The 25,662-nt window shown below is 72.3% G+C and carries 20 protein-coding genes, 1 tRNA gene and 1 pseudogene; 17 read left to right on the forward strand and 5 right to left on the reverse strand.

Features of this window, described 5'->3' with window-relative positions:
- Positions 1-6: 6 nt before the first annotated feature.
- From QFW77_RS09720 to QFW77_RS09730, 3 genes and pseudogenes are all read right to left on the reverse strand, one after another.
- Entirely contained in the window at positions 7-2,940 is a 2,934-nt protein-coding gene (locus tag QFW77_RS09720; protein WP_280574411.1) for a glycosyl hydrolase 115 family protein, read from the reverse strand.
- 98 nt (positions 2,941-3,038) lie between these two features.
- A pseudogene (locus tag QFW77_RS09725) lies at positions 3,039-4,031 on the reverse strand (endo-1,4-beta-xylanase); the annotation flags it as partial.
- A gap of 41 nt (positions 4,032-4,072) precedes the next feature.
- Positions 4,073-5,392, reverse strand: a complete 1,320-nt coding sequence (locus QFW77_RS09730; RefSeq protein WP_280574412.1) for an MFS transporter — start codon at positions 5,390-5,392, stop codon at positions 4,073-4,075.
- Positions 5,393-5,829: 437 nt separating this feature from the next.
- Between QFW77_RS09730 and QFW77_RS09735 the strand changes: the two genes are divergently transcribed.
- The 4 genes from QFW77_RS09735 (at position 5,830) to QFW77_RS09750 (ending at position 12,314) form a co-directional block, all read left to right on the forward strand.
- Positions 5,830-8,790 (forward strand): TonB-dependent receptor, encoded by a 2,961-nt coding sequence (locus tag QFW77_RS09735; RefSeq protein WP_280574499.1) that lies wholly within the window; start codon positions 5,830-5,832, stop codon positions 8,788-8,790.
- 153 nt (positions 8,791-8,943) lie between these two features.
- Entirely contained in the window at positions 8,944-10,425 is a 1,482-nt protein-coding gene (locus QFW77_RS09740; protein ID WP_280574413.1) for an MFS transporter, read from the forward strand.
- A gap of 25 nt (positions 10,426-10,450) precedes the next feature.
- On the forward strand, positions 10,451-11,467 hold the full coding sequence (locus QFW77_RS09745; RefSeq protein ID WP_280574414.1) for a glycoside hydrolase family 43 protein: 1,017 nt from the start codon (positions 10,451-10,453) through the stop codon (positions 11,465-11,467).
- Positions 11,457-12,314 carry an aldose epimerase family protein gene (locus QFW77_RS09750; protein WP_280574415.1) on the forward strand — a complete coding sequence of 286 codons (858 nt, stop codon included), beginning with the start codon at positions 11,457-11,459 and terminating at the stop codon, positions 12,312-12,314. The genes QFW77_RS09745 and QFW77_RS09750 overlap by 11 nt, the downstream gene beginning before the upstream one ends.
- Before the next feature lie 247 nt (positions 12,315-12,561).
- On the opposite strand, the gene QFW77_RS09755 is transcribed toward QFW77_RS09750, so the two are convergent.
- Positions 12,562-12,638 (reverse strand) — tRNA-Arg (locus QFW77_RS09755).
- 132 nt (positions 12,639-12,770) lie between these two features.
- Here QFW77_RS09755 and ubiA point away from each other — a divergent pair.
- Both ubiA and QFW77_RS09765 read left to right on the forward strand, forming a co-directional pair.
- A complete protein-coding gene (ubiA, locus tag QFW77_RS09760) occupies positions 12,771-13,673 on the forward strand; it encodes a 4-hydroxybenzoate octaprenyltransferase (RefSeq protein ID WP_280574417.1) in 903 nt (300 codons plus the stop codon).
- A 341-nt stretch (positions 13,674-14,014) separates the two neighbouring features.
- Positions 14,015-14,842 carry a hypothetical protein gene (locus QFW77_RS09765; RefSeq protein WP_280574418.1) on the forward strand — a complete coding sequence of 276 codons (828 nt, stop codon included), beginning with the start codon at positions 14,015-14,017 and terminating at the stop codon, positions 14,840-14,842.
- Between the two features lie 55 nt (positions 14,843-14,897).
- On the opposite strand, the gene QFW77_RS09770 is transcribed toward QFW77_RS09765, so the two are convergent.
- Entirely contained in the window at positions 14,898-16,385 is a 1,488-nt protein-coding gene (locus QFW77_RS09770; RefSeq protein ID WP_280574419.1) for an AAA family ATPase, read from the reverse strand.
- A 106-nt stretch (positions 16,386-16,491) separates the two neighbouring features.
- Here QFW77_RS09770 and QFW77_RS09775 point away from each other — a divergent pair, with 106 nt between their 5' ends.
- The 11 genes from QFW77_RS09775 to QFW77_RS09825 all read left to right on the forward strand — a co-directional run bounded on the left by QFW77_RS09775 (position 16,492) and on the right by QFW77_RS09825 (position 25,622).
- Positions 16,492-17,124 carry a nucleotide-binding protein gene (locus QFW77_RS09775; RefSeq protein WP_280574420.1) on the forward strand — a complete coding sequence of 211 codons (633 nt, stop codon included), beginning with the start codon at positions 16,492-16,494 and terminating at the stop codon, positions 17,122-17,124.
- Between the two features lie 13 nt (positions 17,125-17,137).
- Positions 17,138-17,614, forward strand: a complete 477-nt coding sequence (locus QFW77_RS09780) for a SixA phosphatase family protein (RefSeq protein WP_280574422.1) — start codon at positions 17,138-17,140, stop codon at positions 17,612-17,614.
- Positions 17,611-18,177 carry a YceI family protein gene (locus QFW77_RS09785; RefSeq protein ID WP_280574423.1) on the forward strand — a complete coding sequence of 189 codons (567 nt, stop codon included), beginning with the start codon at positions 17,611-17,613 and terminating at the stop codon, positions 18,175-18,177. Before QFW77_RS09780 ends, QFW77_RS09785 begins: the two co-directional genes overlap by 4 nt.
- Positions 18,174-20,168 carry a phospholipase D family protein gene (locus QFW77_RS09790; RefSeq protein ID WP_280574424.1) on the forward strand — a complete coding sequence of 665 codons (1,995 nt, stop codon included), beginning with the start codon at positions 18,174-18,176 and terminating at the stop codon, positions 20,166-20,168. Before QFW77_RS09785 ends, QFW77_RS09790 begins: the two co-directional genes overlap by 4 nt.
- Positions 20,169-20,319: 151 nt before the next feature.
- Positions 20,320-20,499, forward strand: coding sequence for a hypothetical protein (locus tag QFW77_RS09795; RefSeq protein ID WP_280574425.1), 180 nt, complete (start codon positions 20,320-20,322; stop codon positions 20,497-20,499).
- A 48-nt stretch (positions 20,500-20,547) separates the two neighbouring features.
- Positions 20,548-20,700: a hypothetical protein gene (locus QFW77_RS09800; RefSeq protein WP_280574426.1), complete on the forward strand. Its 153-nt coding sequence runs from the start codon at positions 20,548-20,550 to the stop codon at positions 20,698-20,700.
- 40 nt (positions 20,701-20,740) lie between these two features.
- A complete protein-coding gene (locus tag QFW77_RS09805) occupies positions 20,741-20,935 on the forward strand; it encodes a hypothetical protein (protein ID WP_280574427.1) in 195 nt (64 codons plus the stop codon).
- Between the two features lie 78 nt (positions 20,936-21,013).
- Positions 21,014-21,487: a hotdog fold thioesterase gene (locus QFW77_RS09810; protein ID WP_280574428.1), complete on the forward strand. Its 474-nt coding sequence runs from the start codon at positions 21,014-21,016 to the stop codon at positions 21,485-21,487.
- A gap of 113 nt (positions 21,488-21,600) precedes the next feature.
- The gene (locus tag QFW77_RS09815) at positions 21,601-22,443 is read left to right on the forward strand and encodes a lysophospholipid acyltransferase family protein (RefSeq protein ID WP_280574429.1); all 843 of its coding nucleotides are present in this window, start codon (positions 21,601-21,603) and stop codon (positions 22,441-22,443) included.
- A 14-nt stretch (positions 22,444-22,457) separates the two neighbouring features.
- Complete coding sequence (locus QFW77_RS09820) at positions 22,458-23,489, forward strand: YheT family hydrolase (protein ID WP_425603311.1); 1,032 nt, start codon at positions 22,458-22,460, stop codon at positions 23,487-23,489.
- 66 nt (positions 23,490-23,555) lie between these two features.
- Positions 23,556-25,622 carry a tetratricopeptide repeat protein gene (locus tag QFW77_RS09825; RefSeq protein WP_280574430.1) on the forward strand — a complete coding sequence of 689 codons (2,067 nt, stop codon included), beginning with the start codon at positions 23,556-23,558 and terminating at the stop codon, positions 25,620-25,622.
- The last annotated feature ends 40 nt before the right edge of the window (positions 25,623-25,662 follow it).

A 25,662-nucleotide genomic window follows, 5' to 3' on the forward strand; every position in this document is an offset into this window, starting at 1 on the left:
GCCGCATCAGCGGCGCCGGCTCTCCACCGGGCCGAGCGTACCGCGCGGGCGCGGGTCGGCGACGACCTCGATGCGCTGGAACACAAGCCCCGGGTCGACCGCCCAAAGCTTCAGGGTATTGGCGCCGGGTGCGACGTGGTGGCGCGAGATGGCCACGTGCACGCTGTCGATCACGGCGTGCTCCCATGCCCGGAAATCGCGGTCGCCTGGGGTCGGGTCCAGGCGCACGTTCACCAGCTGCGGCGGCTCGTCGTCGACCGAGACCGCGTAGCGCAGCCCGCCGCGGTTGCGGAAGTCCAGCGTCGGCGACAGCACCACCCGCACCTCGACCTCGCCAGCCGCGTCCATCACCAGCGGGTATTCGAGGCGTGCGCCGTCGCCGCCAGGCGCCAGCGCCGCGCCGGTGGCAGGCCAGACGGTGACACCGGACAGGGTGCGGCCGAGATTGGGGATCACCTGCCATTCGCCGCCGGGCGGCGGTACCGCCCGCGCGTGGTGGGCCGCCTCGATCGCGACCACGCCGTCGCCCTCCACGAAGCCGCGGGCGCCGCGGTGCGCAGGTGGCTTGCGCACCGGCACCTGCACGTAGACCTCGGTACGGTCGCTGCCGAGGATCGCGACCACCGCCTCGTGTTCGCCTTCGGGAAGTTCCGCCCAGTCGACGGCGAGTTCGAGCGGCTGCGCATCCTCGACCTCGGCGCGCGCCGGCGAGACCCGCAACCAGGGCTGCGAGGACCGCGCGTTGAAGCCGAGCGGGCTCGCGCCACGGTTGTACACCACCACCTCGCGCGTCGGCGCGCCCACCGGATCGAGCGGCGCCAGCCGCGGCGACGCGGCGCGCTGCGGCCAGGGCCGCGCGTCGCCTTCCACCGCCACTCCGGTCACGCCGCGGGTCGGCACGTCCACCTCCGCCAGCGCCGGCAGCACGTTGCGTTCGGGCTGCTGCCAGTGGGTATAGCCGATCCGCGGCTGCGACATCATGTGGATCCACTTGCCGCCGGCGACCTCCCGTTCGTAGACGCGCTGCAGTTCGGCATCGCGCGCGAACAGGCGCCGCGTCTGGTCGGCCCAGCGGTTCGCCGAGGCGCGGCCCTGCGCCGCGTACAGCCGGTTGCGGGCCGCGGCCACGTACAGGCGGTTGAGATTGGCGCTGGCCAGCACCGGGTACTCGACCAGCTGGTACCAGGCGTCGCGGTGGCGGGCGGGCAGGCGCTCCCCCAGCGCGAGCGTCCGGGCCTCGAGCGCGTCCCAGTCGTCGATCACCCGTTCCGCCTCGCCGTCGTGCAGCAGGCTCCAGGTGTCCGGCGACAACAGCTCCGGTTTGCGCCGGGCGTTGTACTGCGTGTAGCGGGTCAGGATCTCGCCGATTTCGCGGGCATGCGCCCGGCCGAACTGCTCGGCGGCCCAGTGCTCCGGGTAGTTCGAGATCCACGCCAGGTCCGCTGCATCCGGATTCCAGGCCTGGTCCAGGAACGCGCTGATCGGCAGCTCCATCGGCTTGATGTCGCCGACGTTGACGATCCACATCCGTTCCACGCCGTGCGCCCAGGCCAGCCGCATCTGCTCCCAGGCGCGCTCGAGCTGGGTGGTGTTGAGCCATTTGTAGTTGCGCGGCCCGCCGACGTAGTCGAAGTGGTAGTACACGCCGTAGCTGCCCGGGCGAGCCGCACCCGGTTCGGGCAGCCGGCGGACGTTGCCCCAGTTGTCGTCGGCGAACAGCAGGGTGACGTCCTCGGGCACGCGCATGCCCTGGTCGAAATAGTCCTGCACTTCCTTGTACAGGGCCCACACCTGCGGCGTTTCCGCGGCCGGCCGGCCGGTGACGTCGGCGATGATCGCGCGCTGGTCGGCGACGATGCGCTCGAGCAGCTCGATCGCGGTGCCCTCGGTCATGGCCTCGTCGCCGTCGCCGCGCATGCCCAGCGTCACCAGCGCCTCGCGGCCCTGCAGCCGCTCGATGCCGCCGCGCCAGAACTCCTGCAGGCGCGCGGGGTTGCGGGTGTAGTCCCACGGGCCCTCGCCGTACGTCTCCCACTCGGCGTGGGCGCGCATCATCGGCTCGTGGTGGGTGGTGGCGACCACCACGCCCATCTCGTCGGCCAGTTCGGCGTTGCGCGGGTCGTCGTCGTAGAACGCCCGCGGCACCCACATCGCCGGCCACAGGTAGTTGGCCTTGTGGCGCAGGATCAGCTGGAACACCCGCTCGTAGAAGCGGTGATTGGCGCTGCCGTAGGTTTCGCGGATCCAGCCCCCCAGCGCCGGATCCTCGTCGTTGATGAAGATGCCGCGGTATTTCACCCCGGGCGCGTCGACGAACCGTCCGGGGGCGGCATGGAGGCTCGCGGCGCGGCGCGGCGGCACGTCGGCCCACCAGCTCCACGGCGACACGCCGATGCGCCGCGACAGCTCGTAGATGCCGAAGATGGTGCCGCGCCGGTCCGCGCCGGCGATCAGCAGGGCGCGTTCGATCCCCGGCTCCGGATCCTCGACCACCTGGACCAGGTAGGCCTCCCAGCGGCCGGCGACGTCGCCGGTGTCGATGCCCTGCGCGCGGACGATGCGGTCCACCCGCGGGCTGCGGCCGAGGGTGCCGACGATGATCGCGCTGCGGCCGGCGGCCGCGGCCGTGGTCGAGAATGCCGCCTCCGCGCCGGCCACGGCGGACAGGTCCGCCTGCAGGTCGCGGGCCGCGCGCAGCACGCCGGGAAAGTCGGCCTCGTCGGCCAGCACCGTCGCCGGGGCGCCATCGTCGACCAGCGGCAGCGCGCCGGCCACGGCGCGTTCGCACACCGCGGCGGGCCGGGCGCACTCCGCGGCCGTGGCCGGCGCTGCGCCAACGGCCAGCAGCAAGGCGAGTGCGATCGTCGCCGCACGCCGCCGGCGCCGCGCGCCACCGTCGCGCTTGCCCGGGCACGGATCGGGGGTCGCCACCGCGCTCATTCGGCACCTGCCTGCGGATCGGCGCCGGTCGCGACGCCGGCTTCGGATTCCTGCGAGGCCGGTTCGGCGTCGACCTGCTGAGCCTCGACCTCGCCGCGCACGTAGCGCCGCAGCCACGCCAGCGCCGGCCGCTCGCTGCCGTCCTCGCGCAGCAGGTGGGCGCCCTGCGCATGGCGCCACAGGCCGGGCCGGAAGCCCCACAGGGTCACCCCGTGTACCGACGGGTGCTCCCAGAACATCGGGAAGATGCGCTGGTAGTCGCGCAGCTGGGTGGCGTCGTCGGGCCCGTCGATGTCCAGTTCGGTCACGTAGACCGGCAGGCCGGTGGCGCCGAGCGCGTCGAGGTTGTCGCGGTGCACCGACAACGGGGTGTCGGTGGTCGTGGAGAAGGCGTGGCCCTGCACGCCGATCGCGTCGACCAGCCCCTCGCCCTGCAGCAGGCCGATGATCTCGAGGTAGCGGGCGGTGGCGTCGGGATCGTTGGTGACGCTGTACTCGTTGATCATCAGCCGCGAGTACGGGAAATGTTCGCGCGCCAGGCGGAACGATTCCAGGATCCAGTCCCAGCTGCTCTCGCCCTCGCCGCCGAGCGCCTCGATGTAGTTGCCGCCGCCCTCGTCGTCCTTCGCCGGCGGATCGTTCAGCGGCTCGTTGACCACCTCAACCAAGTCGATGCCCGGGTAGCGCGAAGCCACCGCGGCGAACCATTCCTCGATCTCGGCGCGCTGTTCCCCGGGCGGCAGCGTCTCGATCCACTCCGGCTGCTGGTTGCCCCAGACCAGCACGTGCATCTGGAACGGCAGGCCGTGGTCCTGGGCGACGCGCCAGGCGGCGTCCAGCGCGGTCCAGTCCATGACGTCGCGCTCGGCCTCGACCTCGCCCCACTTGCCGCCGTTCTCCGGCGTCACCTTGTTCCAGTAGGCGGCGAAGCCCCCGGCCTGCGGCGCGCTGTGCGCGCTGCCGAGGAACTTCGGCTGCCCGGCGGCGAGCGCGGTGCTGGCGGGGGCGGGCTGCGCGGATTCGGGTTCGGCCTGCGCCGCTGGCGCGTCTCGCGGGCCGCAGGCCGCCAGCGCCAGCGCCAGCGGGAGCATCAGGGCCGCTGCGAGCCTGCGGGCGAGTGGCTGGATCATCGTCATGGACCCCCAGGCGCCGATGGCCGTGGCGTGGCGCCCTCCAGGCGCGCCGGCGCCAGGCGCGGGGCGAGCAGGTGGATGACGAGCAGGGCGAGCAGGTAGGCGCAGCCGGCCATGATGAACATCGCCGCGTAGCTGCCGGTGTGCTGCTTCAGCCAGCCGGCGCCGAGGTTGATGCAGAACCCGCCCATGGCGCCGGCGAAGCCGCCGATGCCCACCACCGAGCCGACCGCGGTGCGCGGGAACATGTCGGAGGTCAGGGTGAACAGGTTGGCCGAGAAGCCCTGGTGCGCGGCGGCGGCCAGGCCGATCAGCCACACGGCGACCCACTGGCCCTCGACGTGCGGTGCGAACACGACCGGCAGGATGCACAGGGCGCAGGCGAACATCGCCGTCTTGCGCGCCGCGTTCGCGCTCCAGCCGCGCTTCATCAGCGCCGAACTCAGCCAGCCGCCGCCCACCGAGCCGACGTCCGCCAGCAGGAACACGGTGACCATCGGCAGTCCGATGGTGCGCAGGTCCACGCCGAAACGGTCGGCCATGAACAGCGGGAACCAGAACAGGTAGAACCACCAGATCGAGTCGGTGAGGAACTTTCCGACCGCGAACGCCCAGGTCTGGCGGAAGCGCAGCAGTCGCGCCCAGGGCACCCGGCCCGGCGGATCCGGCGGATCGCTCTGGATGTGGGCGAGCTCGGCGGCCGACACCTTCGGGTGCTGCGCCGGGCGCCGGTAGACCGGCCACCAGAAGACGATCCACACCAGCCCGGCCAGGCCGGTGGCGATGAAGGCTGTGCGCCAGCCCCAGGTCAGGGCCAGCCACGGCACCACCAGCGGCGCGACGATCGCGCCGACGTTGGAACCGGCGTTGAAGATGCCGGTGGCGAGCGCCCGCTCCTTCTTCGGGAACCACTCGGCGACGGTCTTGATGGCGGCCGGGAAATTGCCCGACTCGCCCAGTCCGAGCGCGAAACGCACCACGCTGAACCCGAACACCGACTTGGCCAGCGCGTGCGCCGCCGCGGCCAGCGACCACAGGGTGAGATAGACGCTGTAGCCGATCCGCGTGCCCACCCGGTCGATGAACCAGCCGGCGACCAGGAAACCGATCGCGTAGGCCAGGGTGAACGAGGCGCTGATGACGCCGTAGTCCTGGTCGGTCCAGCCGAACTCGGTGCGCAGGGTGGGCGCGAGCACGCCGAGCACCGCGCGGTCGACGTAGTTGATGGTGGTGGCGAAGAACAGCAGCGCGCAGATGACCCAGCGGTAGCGGCTGATGCGCGCACCGACGCCGGGGACGGACGAGGGTGCGCCGCTCATGCACGGCCTCCGCCGCCCGGGGCGCGAAGGCGCGGATCGCGCGCAGTGCGCGCGCGGCGTTGGTCTGGCCTCATCGCGCGCCCCCTCCCGGGCCCGGCAACTGCGGCGGGTCGTCTGGTGATATCGCTATCATTAGCACAGCACCCGCGGCCAAGCCAATGCGGCAGTGCAGCATCGAATGCTGGTGGCCAGGCCACGAAAAAACCGCGATTTAAAGGGAAAAAACGCTTTCCTCCGGTGCGGCCGGCAACTCCGATGCAAGCACTTGCGACCCCGGATTGGGAGCGCTACCATCCGCCGACCGCGGCAGCGGCCCACCGGCCGACGCAGCGCGATCCACTAAAAAAAAGGCGCTCAAGACACAGAGCAACCGATCAGCGGAGCAGGCGAAAGATATCGCCGCCCCGCACCGACACCAGAAACGGGAGGGGAGTATGGTGCAGAGCAATCACCCGAGAACCGCGCTGTCGCGCGCGCTGGGCCTGGCCATCCTGGCCATGGCAGGCGCGCCGGCCCTTGCCCAGTCCGATGCCGCCGCCGCGGCCGAGGCCCAGGCGCAACAGCAACGGACGCAAGAGTCCCAACAGGCGCCCGAACCGCAGCAGACACAGGAGCCGGCGGACGTCACCGAGCTGGACTCGGTCGTCGTCACCGGCTTCCGCCGCAGCCTGCAGTTCTCCACCGATGCCAAGCGCGATTCCACCGGCTTCACCGATTCGATCTTCGCCGAGGACATCGGCAAGTTCCCGGATCTCAACATCGCCGAATCGCTGAACCGCATCCCCGGCATCCAGCTGGCGCGCGACGTCAACAACGAAGGGTTGAACGTCGCCATCCGCGGCCTGCCCAGCAGCTTCACCAAGACGGTGATCAACGGGGTGTCGGTGGCCACCGCCTCGATCGGCCTGGACGCGACCAACCAGAACCGCGAGGTCGACCTGAACCTGTTCCCGACCGAGTTCTTCACCGCGGTGACGGTGCACAAGACCCCGCGGGCGAGCCTGCCCGAGGGCGGCGCCGCCGGCGTGGTCGACATGCGCAGCCTGCGGCCGTTCGACAACCCGGGCACGAACTTCAGCTACCAGCTGCAGGGCGAATACAACGACATCTCGGACGAGATCAGCCCGCGCGGCACCTTCACCGGCAGCTGGACCAACGACCAGGGCACCTTCGGCGCGACGGTCGGGGTCTCCTCGGTGCGCGGCACCATCGGCGTGGAAGGCTTCGAGACCATCGGCTGGACCAATCCGGGGCTGAACTACGTCCAGTGCGGGATCGAGGCGCCGCCGGGCACCGACCCGTTCACCGGCCGCCCGGCCGAGTGCAACAGCGGCGGCGGCGGCGGCTGGCTGATGCCGGACCGGGTGCCGGACCACGCCGCGGCGATCGCCGCGGGGCTGACGCCGGGCCAGGTGGTCGACCGCGAGCTGCTGCTGGAACTCAACCCGGACCTGACCATCGAGCAGATCAGCGAGGCGCTGATGCCGCGCCTCGGGCGCCCCGTGCACATGTCCGGCGACCGCGACCGCGACGCGTTCATGGCCTCGTTCGAGCTGCGCCCGAGCGACAACGTGCACCTGTACATGGACACCCTGTACACCAAGGCGCACCGGACCAACGACCGCCTCGACGTGAACCTGGTCGGCCGCGTGTTCGGCGCAAGCGGCCTGCTGCCGATCGACATGCAGATGGACGAGAACGACGTGGTCACCGAGGCCACGTTCACCAACGCGCAGTTCTTTCTCGAGGCCCGGCCCTACCAGGAGGACGTGCAGTACTGGAGCGTCAACCCGGGCGGCACCTTCTGGTTCGGCGCGGATGGCGACATCAAGCTCGACGTGCAGGCCAACCGCAGCCGCAGCTGGATGTTCCGCGAGTCGCCGACGATTCTGGTCAACACCCCCTTCACCACCATCGACTACCGCAACGACGGCGGCCTGCCCGAGTGGGACACCGAGCTCGACCTCAACGATCCCGCGCTGGGCTGGACCTGGGCAGGCGGGCGGGTCAACGTGCAGAACGAGAAGCGGGTGACCGAGACCACCGGCGCGCGCGCCGACCTGCAGTTCGGCGAGGACGGCCGCAACGTCCGCGTCGGCGCGGCCTACGACCGCTTCAGCCGCCGCATCCAGGGCTTCGACAACAGCCCCGCCTGGCAGGCGCACGTGCTGGATACGATTTCCGACGCGGATCTCGCCTCCTACCTGCTGCCGGGCCCGCACGGCTTCATCACCGTCGATTTCGACCGCTTCATGAACGACACGGACTACGCGCGCTTCCGCGACGAGGCGCCGGAGTCCGCGGGTCCCAACACCGGCGGTTCGACCGGCGGCATCGCCGAGAAGAGCCTGGCCGCCTATGTCGAAGTCAACGGCGAAACCGAGGTGCTCGACCGCATGCTGCGCTTCAACGCCGGCATGCGCTATGTCACCACGGACCAGGAGGTCAGCGGCCCGGTCGTGTTCGGCGGGGTGCGCGAGTGGCAGGTCCTGGAGGGCGACTACAAGGAGTGGCTGCCGTCGTTCAGCGCCGCCTGGGACGTGGCGGACGACGTGGTCCTGCGCATGTCGGGCTCGCGCACCATGACCCGGCCCAACCCGAGTTCGATGCTGCCCAACACCACGTTCACCGACCAGTCGGCCCTGAACGCCAACCAGGGCAACCCGAACCTGGCCCCGTACCTGTCGACCAACTTCGACATCGGCGGCGAGTGGTACACCGGCGACGAGGGCTTCGTCGGCGCGACCCTGTTCAACAAGCGGGTCACCGGCTACACCTACCAGGGCATCACCACGATGCCGTTCGCGCAGCTAGGGGTGCCGTGGGAGGACCTGACCGATGGCCAGCGTGCCGCGATCGAGGCGCGCGGCGGCCCGGACAACGCCACCGTGAACGTGCAGCAGCAGGTCAACGCCGACGGTTCGCTCGACATCCGCGGTCTGGAGCTGATCTGGGTGCAGCCGCTGCCGTTCGTGTTCGAAGGCCTCGGCTTCATGGCCAACTTCACCAAGATCAACCTGGACACCGAGGGCTCGGACGCCGATCGCCTGGCCGGCAACGTGTTCGGCATCGCGCCGAAGATGTGGAACAGCACGGTCTACTGGGAAAACGACCTCGCGTCGGTGCGCCTCTCCTACAACTGGACCGAGGGCGCGGCGGGCACCGGGCCCAACCAGCAGGGCATCCCCTACGCGCAGATCTTCGGCGAGGACCGCGGCCAGTACGACCTGTCGGCCAGCTACACCCTGGCGAACCTTCCCACCTCGCCGCAGCTCACCCTCAACGTGCTCAACATCACCGGCGAGGAGCGCCGTTCCAACTTCCACTGGCCCAACGCCGTGAACAACTTCTACGACCCGGGCCGCACCATCCTGCTCGGCATCCGGGGGACGTTCTGACGCTCACCGGCATGCCGGCGCCCCGCCCGCGCCCGCCGCGGGCGGGGCGGACGGGCGCGGGGCGGGCCGGCGCCGCGCGGTGTCCAGGCGCGCCCCGGGCGACAATGACGCACGCCGGTCCCGCCGCGGGTCCGCACCAGGGGGCCCGAGACCATGGATAGCGCGCTGCAGAAGCTCACCGTCACCGAGAAGGTCGGCTACAGCCTGGGCGACCTGGCGGCCAACCTGATCTTCCAGACGCTGCTCACCTTCCTGGCGTTCTTCTACACCGACGTCTACCGCATTCCGGCAGGCACCGCCGCGACCATCATCTTCGTGGTCGGCCTGCTGGGCGCGTTCGTGTTCACCCCGCTGGTCGGGCTGCTCGCCGACCGCACCAGCACCCGCTGGGGCAAGTTCCGGCCGTGGATCCTGTGGACCGCGGTGCCGTTCGGGGTGCTCTCGCTGCTGGCCTTCAGCACGCCGGACCTGGGCCCTCAGGGCAAGGTGATCTACGCCCTGGTCACCTACACCCTGCTGGTGCTGGTCTACGCCGCCAACAATTTGCCCTACGCCGCGCTCAGCGGGGTGCTCACCGGCAACATGGCCCAGCGCAACAGCGTTTCGGCCTACCGCTTCGTCGCGGTGATGGTGGCGCAATTCATCATCCAGGTGCTGCTGCTGCCGCTGGTGCTGATCCTGGGCGGCGGCGACAAGGTGCAGGGCTTCCAGAACACCATCGCGCTGTTCGCCATCGTCGGCACGGTGTTCTTCCTGATCACCTTCTTCACCACCCGCGAGCGGGTGGTGCCGGTGTCCGAGCGGCGCTCGAGCATCCGCGAGGACCTCACCGACCTGGCGCGCAACCGGCCCTGGCTGGTGATGCTGGCGCTGACGGTGCTGGTGTTCGTCACCCTGGCGCTCAAGGGCGGCATGTACATCTACTATTTCCAGTACTACCTGGACGAGCCCAGCCTGGCAGGGTTCCTCGACCGGATCGGCTTCGACGGCTTCATCGGCGGCCTCAATGCGCTGCTCGGCGGGATGGGGCTGGCCGCATTCCAGTGGCCGGAGGACCCGCCGGCCTCGGCCTTCAGCCTGTTCAACGGCGGCGGCATCGTCTTCATGATCGTCGGCATCGGCTTCTCGCGGCCGCTGGCGGACCGCTTCGGCAAGCGCGACGTGTTCGGTGCCGCGCTGTTCCTGTCGACCCTGTTCGTGCTGGCGTTCTGGCTGTTTCCGCCGGACGCCATCGGCCTGGTGTTCGTCTCGCAGATCCTGCACGGGTTCTTCTACGGCATCACCATCCCGCTGCTGTGGGCGATGATCGCCGACGTGGCCGACTACTCGGAGTGGAAGAACCACCGCCGCGCCACCGCGATCATCTTCTCGGCGATGCTGGTCGGGCTGAAGATCGGCCTGAGCGTGGGCGGCGCGCTGGTCGCCGGGATCCTCGCGTTCTACGGCTACCAGGCCGGCGCCGCGGCGCAGCCGGCCGGCGCGGTGCAGGGCATCCGCCTGGCGGTCAGCGTGTACCCCTCGATCCCGTTCCTGCTGTGCGTGGGGCTGCTGTTCTTCTACGAGATCGACAAGGCGGTGGAGACGCGCATCGAGCAGGAACTGGCGGCGCGCCGGCTGCAGGCGGCCGCGCGCTGATCGCAGCCGAGACGGAGGCCCGGAAATGAGCGACGCAATGGAAGCCGAACGGCTCGAAGCGCTGGCCGCGCGCGCGGTCTCGCGGCCGCTGGTCGAGCACATCTACACCGCCGATCCCTCGGCCCACGTGTTCGAGGGCGCGGTCTACGTCTATCCCTCGCACGACATCGACGCGGGCATTGCGTTCAACGACAACGGCGACCATTTCGCCATGCAGGACTACCGCGTGCTGCGGATGGACTCGCCCGAGGCCGAAGCGGTGGACTGCGGCGTGGCCCTGCACGTGGACGACGTGCCCTGGGCGTCGCGGCAGATGTGGGCGCCGGACGCGGCCTGCCGCGACGGCCGCTACTACCTGTACTTCCCGGCGCGCGACGCGGCCGGGATGTTCCGCATCGGCGTGGCCAGCGGCGACCGGCCGGAGGGGCCGTTCCGCGCCGAGCCCGAGCCGATCCCGGGCAGCTACTCGATCGACCCGGCGGTGTTCGGCGATGCCGACGGCGCGTTCTACATGTACTTCGGCGGGTTGTGGGGCGGGCAGCTGCAGCAGTACCGCGACAACGTCCACGACCCGGACGGGCGCGAGCCCGACGACGACGCAGCGGCGCTGGGCCCGAAGGTGGCGCGCCTGGCCGGGGACATGAAACGCTTCGCGGAGGCGCCGCGCGAGGTGGCGATCCTCGATGCCGAAGGCGCGCCGCTGCGCGCGGGCGATCACGCGCGCCGCTACTTCGAGGCCCCGTGGCTGCACGTGTACGGCGGCCGGTACTACCTGTCGTACTCCACCGGCAACACCCACCTGCTGTGCTACGCGACCGGCGACAGCCCGTACGGGCCGTTCACCTTCCAGGGCACGATCCTGCGCCCGGTGGTGGGCTGGACCACCCATCACTCGATCGTCGAGTTCGGCGGTCGCTGGTGGCTGTACTACCACGACTCGATCCTCTCCGGCGGCGCGACCCACCTGCGCTCGGTCAAGGTGGCGCCGCTGCAGCACGACGCCGACGGCCGGATCGTCACCATCGACCCGTATGGCGGGTGAGGCGGCCCTGCCGGGCGCGGAACCGGCTGCGCCCGTGGATGACAGCGCTGCCGTCGGGTTGCCGCCCGGGCCGCTGCTCGAACTCGCCGCCGGCGACCTGGCCCTGGAGCTGGCCCCGCAGGCCGGCGGGCGGATCGCGCAGCTGCGTCATCGCGACGCCGAGCTGCTGGTCGGATACGGCGGGGCGAACACGCACCCGATCGCCTGGGGCTGCTACCCGATGCTGCCGTGGGCCGGCCGCATCCGCGGCGGCAGGTTCGGGTTCGGGGAACGCGAGTACCGGCTGCCGGTGGAGGCGGATGGCCACGCCGTGCACGGGGTCGGCCACGTCATGCCGTGGCGGGTGGACCGCCACGCCGCGACGCTGGCCGAGCTGTCGCTGGAGCTGCCCGCGGATGCGCGCTGGCCGTTCGGCGGGGTGGCGCGGCAGCGGATCGAGCTCGCGCCCGATCGGCTGCGGATGCAGTTGTCGGTGAGCGCGGGCGTGCTGGCGATGCCGGCGGCGCTCGGCTGGCACCCGTGGTTCCGCAAGCCCGAACGGCTGGAATTCTCGCCGGTCGCGATGTACCCGCGCGACGCCGAGGGCATCGCCACCGCGCCCCCGGTCGCGCCGGGGCCCGGGCCGTGGGACGACTGCTTTCTCAACCGCGAGCCGGCGATCCTGGAGCTGCAGGGCCGGACCCTGAGGCTGAGCTCAGACTGCGCGCACTGGGTGATCTACGACGCCGCCGCGCACGCGACCTGCGTCGAACCACAGACCGGCCCGCCGGATGCGTTCAACCTGATGCCGCAGCGGCTGGCGCCGGGGGCGAGCCTGGAGGCGTGGTTCCTGATCGAGTTGCGGTGAGCTCGCGGTCGCCGAACTCCAAGACCCGGCCAACGGCTTCGCAGGCCACCACGCTATCCGGCCGAGCCACAGGCGCGCCGCAGTACGGCACCCGCGGAAGCGACGGAAGTCGCGATGGGCCCGCGCGCCGGCTCGCGAGCGGCTGGCCGGCCTGCTCCCCGCAGTCCTGAAGCCGCCCCGACAGCCGGCGTCCGGCCCGGTCGCGACTTCCGCCGCTTCCACGGGCCCCGGGCGGGGATTGGAAGATTGGCGCGCCTGGAGGGATTCGAACCCCCGACCAATGGCTTCGGAAGCCACTACTCTATCCGGCTGAGCTACAGGCGCGCGGCCGGCTATTTTCCACTATCGCGGGCCCGAGCGCGAGCCTTGTGGCGAACGGACCGGCGCGGCGGCCCGCCTGGCGTTGCGCCGGGGCCGATGACGCGCCGGCGGCCGCGGCGCTGCTACGCTTTCGCGATGGGTTACGAACGCTACGGGTCCCCTGCGCCGGCCGTGCCGGGTTGGCGCGGCCGGCTGGCGCTGTACTGGAAGCTGGTCCGCGGCGACCGGCCGATCGGCTGGCTGCTGCTGCTGTGGCCGACCTGGTGGGGGCTGTGGCTGGCCGCCGGCGGGGTGCCGCCGCTGTGGATCCTGTTCGTGTTCAGCGCCGGGGTGTGGCTGACGCGCTCGGCCGGCTGCGTGATCAACGACTACGCCGACCGCTGGCTGGACCCGCAGGTCGAGCGCACCCGCGACCGGCCGCTGGCCAGCGGCGCGGTGCGCGGGCGCGAGGCGCTGGCGCTGTTCGCGGTGCTGATGCTGGTGGCGTTCGCGCTGGTGCTCACCCTCAACCGCCTCACGGTGTACCTGAGCGTGGCCGGGGTGTTGCTGGCGGCCAGCTATCCCTATCTCAAGCGCTACACCTACCTGCCGCAGGTCTATCTGGGGCTGGCGTTCGGCTGGGGCATCCCGATGGGCTTCGCCGCGGTGCAGGGCGAGGTGCCGCCGGTGGCATGGGTGCTGTACGTGGCCAACATCTTCTGGGCCACCGCCTACGACACCTGGTACGCGATGGTCGACCGCGACGACGACCTGCGCGCCGGGGCGAAATCCACCGCGATCCTGTTCGGCGAGCTGGACCTGGCGGCGCAGGGGGTGCTGTACGCGCTGGTGTTCGTGGCGCTGGGGCTGGTGGGGCGGCAGGCCGGGCTGGGCGGCATCTACTGGGGCGGGCTGGGCGTGGCCGCGCTGCTGGTGGGGTACGAGTTCCTGCTGGCGCGCTACCGCGACCGCGAAGCCTGTTTCCGTGCGTTCCTGCACAACCACTGGGTGGGGATGGCGATCTTCGCCGGGATCGCCCTGGACTACGCGTTGCGCTGATTGGTGGGCGGTGATTCCCCGCGCATTGGCGCGGCGCCGGCCTTCGCGTGCATGGCACGCTGCTACGAGGTGCCGGGCGACGCCTTCGTCGGTAGCAGCGGCCCATGGCCGCGAAGGCCGCGGGCGGCTCCGCCTGGGTGGGCGGTGACTCCGGGCGTCGTCCGGCGCCGGCTTTCGCGGCCATGGGCCGCTCGACAGGCGTCGCCGGCTGTGCCGGGCGTGCGGCGCTCGTCGTGCTGGCGCGGGGGCCCGGCAGCGGGCGATACTACGCGCCGCCGCGCGGCCGCGAACGCACCGGTGCCCGGTCGACGACCAGGCCGCGGGCCTACAGGGGGACCACCATGAAGCGCCACGTTTCCTGCGGCATCGCTGCCGCGGCCATGCTATGCCTTGCCGGTGCGGGCCAGGCCCGGGACTACGCCGGATTCACCCTCGGCGCCGGCTTCACCCCGGACCCGCAGACCGCCACCGGACTGACCGGCGGCAACCTGCAGGCCAGCCGCTACGGCAGCCAGTGCAGCGGGATGATCGACACCACCCCGGACCACGTGATCGACGTGACCAGCACCCTCGACCTGCAGCTGGCGGTCGACAGCACCACCGATTCCACCCTGGTCCTGACCGGCCCGGCCGGCACCTTCTGCGACGACGACAGCGGCGGCCTGCTCGATGCGCAGCTGACCGCGCGGCTCACCCCGGGGCGCTACGAGGTCTACGTCGGCCATCTCGGCAGCGCCGGCAGCTACACCCTCACCCTGAGCGAAGCGCTCGGCGGCGCCGGATCGGACAGCGCCGGCCTGGGCGGCCTGTACCGCGACTTCAGCCTCGGCGCCGGCTTCACCCCCGATCCGCAGCGCGGCAGCGGCAGCACCGGCGGCCCGCGCGAGGCGTCGTCCGTGTACGGCGCCCAGTGCAGCGGCATGATCGACACCAGCCCGGACCACCGGCTCGAGGTCACCTCGAAGGTGGCGCTGCGCCTGTCGGTCGAAAGCACCACCGACGCCACCCTGGTACTGGTCGGCCAGGGCGGCACCTGGTGCGACGACGACAGCCGCGGCGCGCTCGATCCGGAACTCAGCGCGGTGCTGATGCCCGGCAACTACGAGATCTACGTCGGCCATATCAGCGATTCGGGCAGCTACACGCTGAGCCTGACCGAGGCGCGCTGAGCGACGCGATGGCGGCCGGCGCTGCCCGGCCGACGTCACGCTGCGCCGTGCCGGCTCAGTCAGCCGGCACGGTACGCTCGGCGGCCCAGGCGCGCAGCGCCTGGACCTGCTCGCGCATCACCACCGACAGCGGGCGGGTCTGCTTCAGTTCGCCGCGCAGCATGAAGTCGTTGAGCGGGGTGCCGGCGGCGTGGGCGGCATACAGGCCGGCGACGATCGCCTGCTCGATCTCGGCGCCCGAGAAGCCGTCCGCCGCCTGCGCCAGCGCCTCCAGGTCGAACCCGGCCGGGTCGAGATCGCGGCTGGCCAGGTGCAGCGCGAACACCTCGCGGCGGGTCTGCGGATCGGGCAGGTCGACGAAGAAGATCTCGTCGAAGCGGCCCTTGCGCAGCAGTTCGGCCGGCAGCTCCTGCACCTGGTTGGCGGTCGCCACCAGGAAGACATTGGAAGTGCGTTCGGCCATCCAGGTCAGCAGGTAGCCCAGCACGCGGCGCGACACCCCGCCGTCGCCGTCGGGGCCGCCGGCGGCCAGGCCCTTCTCGATCTCGTCGATCCACAGCACGCAGGGCGCCAGCTGCTCGGTCGAGGCGAGCGCCGCGCGCAGGTTGGATTCGGTCTCGCCGTGGTACTTGGCGTACAGGGTGCCGAAGTCCAGTCGCACCAGCGGCACCCCGAACCCGCCCGCCACCGCCTTGGCCAGCAGCGACTTGCCGCAGCCCTGCACGCCCAGCAGCAGCACGCCCTTGGGCGGGTCGAGCCCGGGCGGCGCCTCGCCCTCGACGAAGACCTTCCGGCGCTGCTCGATCCAGCGCTTCAGCCGCCGCGCCCCGGCGACGTCGGCGAAGCGCGCGGTGTCGTATTCGTAGTGCAGGTGGCCGCTGCGGTTGAGCAGTTCGAACTTGAGCCGGGTCAGCTGCGGCAGGTCACCGGGGCCGAGCACGCCGTCGGCGAAGATCAGCTGGCGGGCGATGCGGCGGGCGTCGGTCAGGCTCAGGCCCTGCAGGTTGCGCACGATCTGGCGCACCGTGGCGTCGTCCTTCTCGACCCTGCGGCCGTCGTGCTCGGCGGTGTAGGCCGCGGCCTCCTCCTGCACCATCTTCGACAGCAGCCGCACGTCGGGCAGACGCGGGACGTGGCGCACCGCCAGCGCTTCCAGCTCGGCCGGCAGCTCCACCTTGTGGCCGACCAGCACGATCACGTGCGGCAGGCAGTCGCGGCGCTGCAGCAGGTCGCGCAACTGGCGCTGGCTGCCGGCGTACTCGAGGTAGGGATGGAAATCTAGCAGCAGGTAGACGCCGCGCTGGTCGGCGCCGCGGATCGCGCGCAGGGTGGTGCCGATGTCGGCCGCGTCCTCGGCAGGGTCCTCGCGGTCGAGGTCGATCCGGCGCAGGCCCTCGGTGATGGTCCAGCGGTACATGGCGCGCCAGACGTGGGTCAGGGTCTGCCGGAACAGCTCGACCACCCGCGGCTCGTCAGGGGTTTCGACCACGATCAGCGGCGTGTCGGCGCGGATCAGCGCGGCCAGGTCCTGCAGTTCGCTCATGCGGCGCGGGGGTGGGTGGGCGGCGCGTGAAGATAGCAGAGCCCGGCTCGCGGCGGGGCCCGGCCCGGTGTACCCTCGGCGGAACCTGTCTGAGCGGAGGGTGCGGATGAAGACGGTCCTGGTTGCCAGTTCCAAGGGCGGGGTCGGCAAGACCACGATCGCCACCCACCTGGCCGCGCAATCGGCGCTGGCGGGACACCGCACCGCACTGGTGGATGCCGATCCGCAGGGTTCCTCGACACGCTGGGCCGAGCGCCGCGCCGGTATCGACAGCGCGGTGCTTCCGGTCGACGGCAGCCGCCGCCAGCGCAGCGTCTGGCGCTCGCTGCCGACCGGGGTCGAGCGGGTGGTGGTGGATGCGCCCGCCGGAGCGATGCGCGACGAGCTCGACGCCTGGCTGGAGCACGCCGACGCCATCGTGGTGCCGGTGCTGCCGTCGGCGCTGGACATCGAGGCCACGGTGCCGTTCCTCAATACCCTGGCCAAGGATCCGCGGGTGCGGCGCGGCGAGCTCAAGGTCGGGCTGGTCGCCAACCGGCTGCGGCCATGGACCAACGCCTCGCAGCAGGCGCTCGAGCTGCTGGGGCAGTGGCCCTATCCGGTGGTGGCGCAGCTGCGCGACAGCCAGGCCTACGTGGTGCTGGTCGGACTGGGCAAGAGCCTGTTCGACTACCAGTCGCAGCACGTGCGCGAGCACCAGGCCGACTGGCAGCCGCTGCTGCGCTGGCTGCGGCGCTAGCCCTCCCACTTCCATGCACGAACTGATCCTGTTGCGTCATGCCCACGCCGATCCGGCGGTGCCCGGCGAGGCCGACCTCGACCGCCCGCTCTCGGCCGACGGCCACGCCGAGGCCGAGGCCGCGGCGCGCTGGCTGCAGGAGCAGCGGCTGATCCCGGACTGCGTGCTGTGCTCGCCGGCGCGGCGCACCCGCGAGACCCTGGAGATCGTGCTCGGCACCCTCGGCTATGTCGACCAGCGCCTGGAGCCGGCGGTGTACGAGGCGTCGGCCGGCACCCTGGCGGCGCTGATCGACGCCCACCGCGAGCTCGACCGCCTGCTGGTGGTCGGCCACAACCCCGGGCTGGAGCGCCTGGCCGCGCTGATGCACAGCGGCCAGTCCGGCGACTACCGGGGCATGCCGCCGGCCGGCATCGCGGTGCTGGAGTTCCCCGCAGGGGCGGCGATCGAGCCGGGTGCGGCCACCCTGTCCGCCTTCTGGTGGCCGTGAAGCGCCATGCGGCGCTGCTGATCGCCCTGCTGCTGTGCATCCCCCCGGCGGTCGCCGCGGGGTCGGGCGACATCGTCGTGGACGCCGCCGCTTCGCGGATCGGCTTCACCCTGCGCACCCGCTGGGGGCGTTCGCTCGAGGGCCGGTTTCCGGACCATTCCGGCGAGGTCCGGCTGCTCGTCGACGGCCGCAAGCAGGTGCACCTGCGGCTGTCGGCGCGGACGGTGGAGATCGTCGACCATCCGCGCTACTCGCGGCTGACCCGGGGCGAGGGCTTCTTCGACGCCGAGCATCACCCCGAGGTGACCTTCGTCTCCGAGGCGTTCGCCCCCGCCCTGGTGCGCGAGGGCGGCGAGCTGGCGGGCGTGCTCGACATCCGCGGGGTGCAGCGCCGCGAGCTGTTCGAGATCGCCCCGGCCACCTGCGAGCGGCCGATGATCGACTGCCCGGTGCTGGTCACCGGCAGCGTGCGCCGCGCCGACTACGCCATGGACCGCTGGGCCTTCGCGCTCTCGGAGCGGGTCCAGTTCCACCTCTCGCTGCGCGGAACGCCGCTGCCATGACCGGGACGCTGCGGACGCTGCTGGCGGGGTTGCTGGCGCTGGTGGCCAGCGGTTGCGCCGGCCTGTCTGCGCTGCAGCGCGACCAGGCCACCCACATCGTCGCCCAGGCCCGGGACACCGCGGTCGACTGCGAAGTGCCGGCCACCGCCTGCGCGCGGCCGTCGCCGCTGCGGGAGCTCGGCGCCCGCGCGTTCGCCGAAAGCGCGCCGGGCGAGTCGCGGCACTACGCCCTGCTGCTCGACTATGGCCAGGACGCGCTGCTCTCGCGCATCGACCTGATCCGCGGGGCGCAGCGCAGCATCGACCTGCAGACCTATATCTTCGACGAGGACGATGCCGGCCACCTCACCCTCGACGAGCTGCTGGCCGCGGCGCGGCGCGGGGTGCGCGTGCGGGTGCTGGTCGACCAGCTCTCGGCGCTGCGCCACGTCGATACCCTGGCGGCGCTGGCGGCGGCGCACGCCAACTTCGAACTGCGGGTCTACAACCCGGTGCTGGGCCGTGCACGGATCAGCTATCCGCAGTACGTGCTGGCTGCGGCCTGCTGCTGGCGCCAGCTCAACCGCCGCATGCACAACAAGCTGCTGCTGGTCGACGGGATGGTCGGCATCACCGGCGGCCGCAACTACCAGGACCGCTACTACGACTGGGACGACGAGTACAACTTCCGCGACCGCGACGTTCTCGTCGCCGGCCCGGTCGCCGGCGAGATGGGGGCGAACTTCGAGGCGTTCTGGCATTCCCGCCTCAGCGTGCCGGTGGCCGGGCTCACCGACGTCGCACGGCGGCTGCTGCGCGAGGGCGTGCCGGAACTGCCGCACGCGCCGTTCGAGGTTCCCGCGCGGGTGGAGGCGATCTCGCGCGACGCCGACGATCCGCTGCTGATGCGCGAGCGCCTCGCCGAGGCGGCGCTGCCGGTCGGCGATGCGGCGTACGTGGCCGACCCGCCCGACAAGGACGGCGGCAGCTACGACCGGATCGCGCCCTCGACCGTGTACCTGCGCGCGCTGATCGAATCGGCGACCGAGGAGGTGCTGCTGCAGACGCCCTACCTGGTGCTCTCCGGGCCCGCCCAGGAGATGTTCGAGGCGCTGAACGAGCGTCCCGACGGCCCGCGGGTGGTGATCTCGACCAACAGCCTGGCGGCCACCGATTCCTTCATCACCTACGCGCTGGCCTACAAGTACAAGCGCCGCTACCTGCGCGACTTCGGCTTCAACATCTACGAATACAAGCCGTTCCCGGAAGACGCCCCGATCGACCTGGACGCGACCGGGGCGGTGGGCGTGCAGTGGAATCCGGACGGGACCGTCGATATCCGGGCACGCGGCGATGGACGCCGCGGTTCCGCCCCGACCGAACTGCACATGCACCCCAGCGGGTCGGGGGACGGTTCCGGACCGGGCCGCGGCGCGCGCATCTCGCGGCCGTCGGCGCGCGTGCCGCTCGAACGCGAGTATTCGGCGCTGCGCTACGCCGGCATCGGCGTCAACCGCCCGGTGCCGCTGCAGCGCGCCGGGGTGCGGATCGGGCTGCATTCCAAATCGCTGGTGATCGACGAGCGCGTGGGCGTGGTCGGCACCCACAACTTCGACCCGCGCGGCGACAACCTCAACACCGAGAGCGCGCTGGTGATCGAGGACCCCGGGTTCGCGCACGCGCTCGCCGCCAGCATTCGCCGCGACATGGCGCCGGCCAACTCCTGGGTGATCGCGCGCCGCGACAAGCCGCCGGTGTTCTCGGGCCTGGAGTACTCGCTGGCCAAGATGTCCGAACACCTGCCGCTGTTCGATCTGTGGCCGACCCGCTATGCCACCAGCTACGAGTTCCGCCCCGGTCCGGGCTGCCCGCTGCCGCTGCCGCCGGACGATCCCGGGTTCCGCGCCTGCCACGAGCCGGTGGGCGATTTCCCCGAGGTCAGCCTCGGGCTCAAGAGCGTGCTGACGCGGATCTTCACCGCGTTCGGGGCGGGCCTGGCGCCGATCCTGTAGACCGTTCGTCGGCCGCCTGATCTAAAAAATTCCTCCGGATCAAAGAGTTGCTGCCGTGCCCGGGGTGGGGTGACTTTCGGCACATGCCGTTTGTATGTGGTGTTGTAGTCTACCAGCACACCGCAGCACTATTACCCCAGAGGAGTCCACCATGAACGCCAGCAACCCCGTCCGCAACGAGTACCGCAACGTCGCCCGCGCCGTCCAGGCCCCGGCCCGCCCCGAGCCCCGCGTCCGCGATTTCGGCGTCGGCTACGGCCGCAGCAGCGGCTATGCCAACGCCCGCCGCTACGCCAGCGCGTCGCTGTCCCCGCGCTTCCGTTTCGCCTGACCCCCACGCTTGCCCGCCACCCCCGCCCGACACCCCACGGAGAACACCATGAGCACCCCCGCCATCCAGTCCACGGTCCGCCCCTCCAGCCGCCAGCCCCAGGCGCGCTCCGCCGGCACCGGCTACGGCCGCAGCAGCGGCTACGCGGCACCGCGCAGCTACGCCGGAGCCTCGCCTTCGGCGCGCTTCCGGGTGGCGTGAGTCCGCCCGCTCCACCACCGGCCCTCCCCCGAGTCCGACCATGAACGCCCAGCCCCAGCCTTCCGATTCCACCCTCGTTCCGCAGCGTTCCCGGACCCCGGCACCGCAGCCGGCCGGCGCCCGCCGCGACCATCGCCCGCGCGATTTCGGCGTCGGTTACGGCAGCAGCAGCGGCTACGCCCGCGACCGCCACTATCTGGACCGCAGCCCCGCGCCGCGCTTTCGCTGCGCCTGAAGCACCACCGCCAGGCGATGGCCCGGGCGAGCGACGCCCGCGTAGCCGGCCGGGGCCGGGCTCGGCTATCGTCCGGGCATGGACCAGACCGCACCCGCAGCCGGCGCATCGCCGTTCCGCCGCAGTTCCAGCCTCGAATCGCTCAACGCGCTCTCGCGCGATACCGCGATGGAGCCGCTGGGCATCGTCTTCACCGAACTCGGCCGGGACCACCTGAGCGCGACCATGCCGGTCGATGCCCGTACCCACCAGCCATACGGCCTGCTCCACGGCGGCGCCTCGGTGCTGCTGGCCGAGACCCTCGGCAGCACCGCCGCGATGCTGTCGGTGGAGGAGGGCCAGGGCTGCGTCGGCATCGAGATCAACGCCAACCACCTGCGCGCCGTGCGCGACGGCCACGTCACCGGCACCGCGCGCCCGCTCCATGTCGGCCGCAGCACCCAGGTCTGGGAGATCCGCATCGTGGACGCGGCCGGTCGCCTGGTCTGCATCTCGCGCCTGACCGTGGCGGTGATCTCGCGCGTGCCGCGCCGGGACGCGCCGCCGGCCTGAGGGGCACCGGCGCGAACGCCGCGGCGCGCTGCCCCGGCCCCGCCGCTGCCGCATAATCAGCGGTTCCGCCGCGGCCGCCGCCGCCGCGCCGCCGCCCTGGCCGCCCGCTCAGCATGAACCGAACTCCGCCCCCGCCGGACGCCGCCGCTCCCGCTCCCGCTGCCAGCCGCACCGTGCAGGCGCGCGCGGTGCGCTATGCCTACCGCGTGCCGATGCTGCTCTGGCACCTGCTGGTGGACCTGCCGCTGTTGCTGCTGGCGCTCAACCCGCTCACCGGCGGCCTGCGCCTGGCCGGCGGCGAGCGGCTCGACCATCGCCTGATCCGCGCCTGGTCGGCCGGGCTGATGCGGGTGTTCGGCTTTCGCCTGCGCCGCAGCGGCACCCCGGTCCCCGCGGCGGCGCTGTTCGTGGCCAACCACGTCAGCTGGGTCGATATCGTCGCGTTGCACAGCCAGCGGATGATGGGCTTCGTGGCCAAGAAGGAGATCAGCCGCTGGCCGCTGGTCGGCTGGCTGGCGAGCCGCGGGGAGACCATCTTCCACCAGCGCGGCAGCCAGGAGTCGCTGGGCGGGGTGCTGCACGAGATGCTGGCGCGGCTGCGCGGCGGTCACTCGGTCGGCGTGTTCCCGGAGGGGCGCACCCGCGACGGTCGTTCGGTGGGGCCGTTCCATGCGCGGATCTTCCTGGCTGCGGTCGAGGCCGGCGTGGCGGTGCAGCCGGTGGCGCTGCGCTACGGCGACCGTGCGTCGGCGCAGACCGTGGTGGCGTTCCACCCGGGCGAGAGTTTCCTCGGCAATTTCCTGCGCCTGCTCGGCGAGCCGGCGCGGAGCGCGGAGGTGGCGTTCCTCGCGCCGATCGCCCCCGGCGATGCCGACGGCCGGCGCCGCATCGCCGAGGTCGCGCGCCAGCGCATCGTCGCGGCGATGGGCGGCGATCCGGGGCCGCCGGCGGCGTGAACCGCGACCCGGCATTGCAGGCGTCCGCGCGCGATGCCGCGGCTCCCCCGGGACCGCCGGGGCGCGATGCGGGCGGCTACCGGCCGCCGGCCTGGCTGCGCAACGCCCACCTGCAGTCGGCGCTGGGCAGCAGCCCGTGGCGCCGCCGGCGCGGCGCGCTGGCGCTGGCCGCCACCGGTGCGGACACCTTCGAGCACCTGCTCGATGCCGGCGACGGCGTGCGCCTGCACGGCCTGCACAGCGCGATGCCGGGCCGTCCCTCCCGCGGGCTGGCGCTGCTGCTGCACGGCTGGGAAGGCAGCAGCGAATCCAGCTACATGCGCCTGACCGCGGCCCAGCTGCTGCGCCGCGGGTTCGAGGTGTTCCGGCTCAATTTCCGCGACCATGGCCCCACCCACCACCTCAACCCGGAGCTGTTCCATTCCAACCGCCTGGACGAGGTGGTGCACGCGGCGCTGGATGTCGCCGACCGGTTCCCGGCGCGGCCGCTGTTCGCCGCCGGCTACTCGCTCGGCGGCAACTTCGCGCTGCGCCTGGCGCTGCGCGCGCCGGGCGCGGGGTTGCCGCTGGCGCGGGTGGCCGCGGTCTGCCCGGTGCTCGACCCGGCCCTGACCCTGGCGCAGATGGAGCAGGGGATGCCGCTGTACCTGCGCTACTTCGAGCGCAAGTGGCGCGGCTCGCTGCAGCGCAAGCGTGCGCTGTTCCCGCAACTGCACGACTTCGACGACGCCACCCTGCGCCTGGGCATGCGCGAGCTGACCGAATGGCTGGTGCTGCGGCACACCGATTTCGGTTCGCTCGAGGCGTACTTCGACGGCTATTCCATCGCCGGCGAACGGCTGGCGTCGCTGCAGGTGCCCGCCGACATCCTCACCAGCACCGACGATCCGGTGATCCCGGTCGACGGGTTCCGCGCGCTGCGGCTGCCGCCGACGGCGGCGGTGGAGATCGCGCCCTGGGGCGGGCATTGCGGGTTCCTGGAGAACGCGCGCCTGGAGGGCTATGCCGAGCGCTGGGTGGCCGAGCGCCTCGCCGCGGCGGCCTGAGCGCCGGGCACCGCTACAATGACCGGCCGCGCCCGCGATGGGCGGCAGTTCCGGATGACCGCTCCGATGCACGAACAGATCCTCGAGGCCCTGCGCGGCGGCGACCATGCCGCGGCGCTGGCCGCGGCGTGCGCCGCGGTCGAGGCCGACGGCCACGATGCCCGCGCCCACCACCTGCTGGCGATGGCCCAAAGGGCCGGCGGCGACGCCGATGCGGCCCTGGCCAGCATCGATCGCGCCATCGCGCTGGCCCCGGACGATCCGGCGCTGCACTTCCAGCGCGCCGGCTTCCTGATCGGCGCACGTCAGATCGACCGCGCGCAGCAGGACCTGGCGCGCACCATCGCGCTCGACCCCAACAGCTTCGGCGCGTACCTGGTGCAGGCCGAACTGGCGGTCGGCCGCGGCGATGTCGACGAGGCCGAGCGCATCGCGCGCATCGCCGCACGGATCGCGCCCGACCACCCGGCGCTGGCCGCGGTGGCCGGGATGGTGGCGCTGCGCCGCGGCGATCCCGATCGCGCGCTGTCGGTGCTCTCGGCCGCGCAGTCGCGCGGCGGCAACGATCCACAGCTGCTCAATGCGCTCGGATTCGCCTACCTGGCCAAGGGCCATCTGGCCTTCGCCGAGCAGACCTTCAGGCGCATGCGCGAGGCGGGGCTGGGCGGCGCGGCGCAGCAACGCATGCTCGCCGAGATCGTGCACCGCCAGGGCCGCCATCAGGAGGCGATGGAGGAACTGCAGCCGCTGCTCGGCGAAGGCGCGGCGCCCGCGCACATGGCCTTCGCCGGCCAGCTGGAACTGGCGATGGCGCGGCCGGGCCGCGCGCTGCCCTGGCTGCGCCGCGCCCTGGCAGCCAACCCCGCCGCGCCGCGCACCCTCAGCCTGATCATGGCCGCCTGGCAGCGGCTGGGCGACATCGACGACGCCCGCAACACCCTCGACGCGGCGCTGGCGACCTCGCCCCGGCTGCCGCAGCTGTGGCAGGCGCGCGCCGCGCTCGAGCGCGGCGATCTGGAGCGGGAGCGCGCGGTGGTCGCGCGCTGGCTGGCGGCCGCGCCCGACGCGGTGCCGGCCCTCGAGGCGCGCCTGGCCCTGCTCGGGCCGGACGACGCCGGCGCCGCGGAGGAAACCGCCCGGCGGATCGTCGAACTCGAGCCGGGCCACCTGGTGGCCGAGGCGCGGCTGCTCGACCTGCTGGCGCGGCGCGATCCGCAGGCGGCGGTGCGCCGCGCCGAGGAACTGCAGCGGCTGCCCTCCGACGAACGCCTGCAGCGGCTGGTCCGCGGCTGGCTGGCGGTGGCCAACGATGCCGCCGGCCAGCACGCACGGGCGGCGCAGCTGTGGGCCGCGCTGCACGACGAGGCCGGCGAGCGGATGATCCCGCTGCCCGAGTGGAGCGCGCCCGACGCGCCGCGCAGCCCTGCCGCCGCCCCGACCGGATCCGCGCCGGCGGTGGTGCTGATGGCCGGGTTGCCGGGCGCCGGTGTCGAGCGGCTGGGGCAGCTGCTCGACGGCATCGTCCCGGCGTTCCGCGCCGACCGCTTCGGTGCGCGCCCGCCGGACGACCCGCTGCAGAACGTCCGCACGGTGCCGGCGCTGGCGCGCGGCGAGACCGACCCGGGCGAGGTCGCCCGTGCCTGGAGCGCGCAGCTGCCGGCGCGCGGCATCGCCGGCGGCGCGGTGATCGACTGGCTGCTGTGGTGGGACAACGCCCTGCTCGACGTGTTCGCGCCGCACGTGCCGCAGGCGCGGCTGCTGCTGGCGCTGCGCGATCCGCGCGACATGCTCATCAACTGGCTGGCCTTCGGCGCACCGGTGCCGCTGCGGATGGGATCGCCGCGCCAGGCCGCCGAATGGCTGGCGCGCGGCCTCGAGCACATCGCGCAGCTGCACGAGCGCGACCTGCATCCGCACCGGTTGCTGCGCATCGACGATGCGGTCAACGACCCCCCGGCACTGGCCGGGCCGCTGGGCGCGGCGCTGGGGCTGGAGCTGCCGGTGCCGCCGGCCGGCCTGTTCGCCGGGCGCCGCTTCCCGGCCGGGCACTGGCGCGCCTACGCCACGGCGCTGGCGGAGCCCTTTGCCGCACTCACCCCGGTGGCGATACGGTTGGGCTATCCGGAAACCTGAGCGCCCGCGCGGCGGGCCGCCCAACCCAGGAGGCAGACAG

Source organism: Luteimonas endophytica, from assembly GCF_029887875.1.
Classification (GTDB): Bacteria; Pseudomonadota; Gammaproteobacteria; order Xanthomonadales; family Xanthomonadaceae; genus Luteimonas; species Luteimonas endophytica.

Bases quoted from the DNA above. Each gene is read 5' to 3' on its own strand.
- QFW77_RS09720 (WP_280574411.1), bottom strand. From the start codon at position 2,940: ATGAGCGCGGTGGCGACCCCCGATCCGTGCCCGGGCAAGCGCGACGGT.
- QFW77_RS09800 (WP_280574426.1), top strand. From the start codon at position 20,548: ATGAGCACCCCCGCCATCCAGTCCACGGTCCGCCCCTCCAGCCGCCAG.
- ubiA (WP_280574417.1), top strand. From the start codon at position 12,771: ATGGGTTACGAACGCTACGGGTCCCCTGCGCCGGCCGTGCCGGGTTGG.
- QFW77_RS09795 (WP_280574425.1), top strand. From the start codon at position 20,320: ATGAACGCCAGCAACCCCGTCCGCAACGAGTACCGCAACGTCGCCCGC.
- QFW77_RS09805 (WP_280574427.1), top strand. From the start codon at position 20,741: ATGAACGCCCAGCCCCAGCCTTCCGATTCCACCCTCGTTCCGCAGCGT.
- QFW77_RS09780 (WP_280574422.1), top strand. From the start codon at position 17,138: ATGCACGAACTGATCCTGTTGCGTCATGCCCACGCCGATCCGGCGGTG.
- QFW77_RS09775 (WP_280574420.1), top strand. From the start codon at position 16,492: ATGAAGACGGTCCTGGTTGCCAGTTCCAAGGGCGGGGTCGGCAAGACC.
- QFW77_RS09810 (WP_280574428.1), top strand. From the start codon at position 21,014: ATGGACCAGACCGCACCCGCAGCCGGCGCATCGCCGTTCCGCCGCAGT.
- QFW77_RS09790 (WP_280574424.1), top strand. From the start codon at position 18,174: ATGACCGGGACGCTGCGGACGCTGCTGGCGGGGTTGCTGGCGCTGGTG.
- QFW77_RS09740 (WP_280574413.1), top strand. From the start codon at position 8,944: ATGGATAGCGCGCTGCAGAAGCTCACCGTCACCGAGAAGGTCGGCTAC.
- QFW77_RS09765 (WP_280574418.1), top strand. From the start codon at position 14,015: ATGAAGCGCCACGTTTCCTGCGGCATCGCTGCCGCGGCCATGCTATGC.
- QFW77_RS09730 (WP_280574412.1), bottom strand. From the start codon at position 5,392: ATGAGCGGCGCACCCTCGTCCGTCCCCGGCGTCGGTGCGCGCATCAGC.
- QFW77_RS09825 (WP_280574430.1), top strand. From the start codon at position 23,556: ATGCACGAACAGATCCTCGAGGCCCTGCGCGGCGGCGACCATGCCGCG.
- QFW77_RS09745 (WP_280574414.1), top strand. From the start codon at position 10,451: ATGAGCGACGCAATGGAAGCCGAACGGCTCGAAGCGCTGGCCGCGCGC.
- QFW77_RS09770 (WP_280574419.1), bottom strand. From the start codon at position 16,385: ATGAGCGAACTGCAGGACCTGGCCGCGCTGATCCGCGCCGACACGCCG.
- QFW77_RS09815 (WP_280574429.1), top strand. From the start codon at position 21,601: ATGAACCGAACTCCGCCCCCGCCGGACGCCGCCGCTCCCGCTCCCGCT.
- QFW77_RS09750 (WP_280574415.1), top strand. From the start codon at position 11,457: ATGGCGGGTGAGGCGGCCCTGCCGGGCGCGGAACCGGCTGCGCCCGTG.